The 2,279-nt window shown below is 34.0% G+C and carries 3 protein-coding genes and 1 rRNA gene; 1 reads left to right on the plus strand and 3 read right to left on the minus strand.

Features of this window, described 5'->3' with window-relative positions:
* Nucleotides 1-361: 361 nt before the first annotated feature.
* Nucleotides 362-898: a GNAT family N-acetyltransferase gene (locus BJ095_RS18735; RefSeq protein ID WP_107937911.1), complete on the minus strand. Its 537-nt coding sequence runs from the start codon at nucleotides 896-898 to the stop codon at nucleotides 362-364.
* Nucleotides 899-938: 40 nt separating this feature from the next.
* Complete coding sequence (locus BJ095_RS18740) at nucleotides 939-1,478, minus strand: DUF402 domain-containing protein (RefSeq protein WP_107937910.1); 540 nt, start codon at nucleotides 1,476-1,478, stop codon at nucleotides 939-941.
* Nucleotides 1,479-1,596: 118 nt separating this feature from the next.
* Here BJ095_RS18740 and BJ095_RS18745 point away from each other — a divergent pair, with 118 nt between their 5' ends.
* On the plus strand, nucleotides 1,597-1,995 hold the full coding sequence (locus BJ095_RS18745) for an NUDIX hydrolase (RefSeq protein WP_107937909.1): 399 nt from the start codon (nucleotides 1,597-1,599) through the stop codon (nucleotides 1,993-1,995).
* Nucleotides 1,996-2,161: 166 nt separating this feature from the next.
* Here BJ095_RS18745 and rrf read toward each other — a convergent pair.
* Nucleotides 2,162-2,277: ribosomal RNA gene (rrf, locus tag BJ095_RS18750) — 5S ribosomal RNA — on the minus strand.
* Nucleotides 2,278-2,279 lie beyond the last annotated feature (2 nt).

Genomic DNA, 2,279 nt, shown 5'->3' on the forward strand with positions numbered 1-2,279 from the left:
TACGCTCCTAACTCTATGAAGTTAGGATTATTTTCATATAAAAGTGGCTCACTTTTCAACTGCGATGGTGGCTCAGTTTTAGCTTATCAAATACACCTTCTATCGAAAAGCAAGATTCTGTAGAGATAGATAATATATTTATATTAGATTCTTCTCCACTCATAAGTATTAGTAGTGCCATTCAACATTTTATAATGGCAAATTTTCAATACAAAACTATTATTTTAGTTATAAATGGTAAAGATACACCCAGAGATATGTACCAAAGACAAAATTACAAACTGGAAGGTTATCAATACGAGGTCTTAAAAGTCGAAGTGTAATTTTACAGGAGATGTTTTATTACATCTCCTCTATATTATTAAAAAGGGACTGCTTCTAGATTTACCGGCGTCACTATTCCTCTTTCCCAATCGGTTTTAATGACACTATAGCAAATTGAGTCGTGAATGGTACCGTCCTTATTCTCCCACGCGCTTCTCAAATACCCCTCTTTTACAAAGTTGCAATTACTCAAAGTCTTTCTCATCGCGTAATTATCGCTACGAGTGTATGCTTCAATTCTAATTTTGCTATCTTGTAAATTAAATATGTAATCTACCATCCACTTAATAGTTTCGCTTCCATAACCAAGTCCTCTGTATATACTGTCTAATCTAATATCAAATAGCGGTATCGTATCACTAATATCATGTATAATGATTAAACCAATCTTTTTGTTGGATAGTTCAATCCAAAAGGTCTCACGATTCTCATTGTACCAGCCCTTATTAACTGAATGAACAATTTGTTCTTGTGAAACATTTGGGTCTGTGTGATACTCCCAGAAATTACTTGTCATAAACGAGATCATTTCATTTAGTTCATTTTGAAATAATTTAAATTGTAAATTTCCCATCTCTACCAGCTCCTGTCTAACAATAACCATCTATATAGCTTTAACCTTTATTTCTTATAATCTCTTGGTGATCTTTAGCTAGTTTAAGTAAGTCGAAATTGTCTTGTTGAATTAAATCCATCAATTCATTAGCCTCTTTCCAAGCCATATCATACATAGACTTATCAATTACTCCATTAGTTAGAGCCTCATCAAGTTCCTCTTCATCTAACAGTATTATTTCTCCTGTCGGAAATACAACAATATCCAAATATAAATCATCCATCCACGGAATATTCTTCTCACTGCCAATTTCATAGCAAATATCTATATACCATTGAACAATCTTACCTTGAGTATCAAACATTGTAGTAACGGAATAGTTCTTTCCAATTGGGAAATGCTGTAGCCATGAAAAACCGTTATTAACTATACAAACTTCTTTCCCACCATTTTTTACAATCAAGGGCTCAGATACTTCCTTGATATTGAGCAAGGTGATATATCCCTTAAATATTTCATCCTGATAATAGATTTGTTGATATTCTCGTTTCAAAACTCGTTTCCAATTTGTCCGATTACCGTATTTTCTTTTTAACATCTTCCCCTCCTCCACTTAAAGCAGATTTCTACTATCCTTTTATTCTAAGTTCATTTGTTTGAATAATCAAAAAATAAAGCTAATATTTATATACAGATTCTTTTAGGGGGAGATTTATATGCGTGATAGGGGTTCTTGTATACTTGTAAAGAATCAAAAAATTGTATTAATTAAAAGAATAAGAGAAGGGATAGTTTATTATGTATTTCCAGGAGGAGGAATAGAAGAGGATGAAACACCTGAGGAAGCAACTAAAAGAGAAGTCCTTGAGGAATTAGGAGTTAAAATTCATGTTGAAGATTGTTTTCAAATCATCCAATACAATGGCACACAGTATTTTTTCAAAGAAGAAATCATTGAGGGGAATATCGGGAATGGACAAGGTGAAGAATTTACTAATCCAACTAGGAATCGTGGTACCTATGAACCTATGCGGATTCCTATTGGTAATCTTCATCTTATTGATGTAAGACCTAGTGAAGTAGCTGCTAGTATACAAGCTATTTTCATAAAATAACCTGGACTACACATAATTCCTTGTTACTCTTGGTTCTCCTATTTCTCGAGGTTATACTTCAGTAAGCATTTCTTTTCCTCATACGCACCGATGAACCTTCGGTTTTAATAATAGTTGGGTTATTTTTAAATATAAAAAAACCACTGATTAATCAGTGGTTTCGTTTGCCTAGCGACGTCCTACTCTCACAGGGGGAAGCCCCCAACTACCATCGGCGCTAAAGAGCTTAACTTCCGTGTTCGGTATGGGAACGGGTGTGACCTCTTTGCCATCATCACTAGACT

Source organism: Ureibacillus chungkukjangi (assembly GCF_003217295.1).
GTDB classification, from domain to species: domain Bacteria; phylum Bacillota; class Bacilli; order Bacillales_A; family Planococcaceae; genus Ureibacillus; species Ureibacillus chungkukjangi.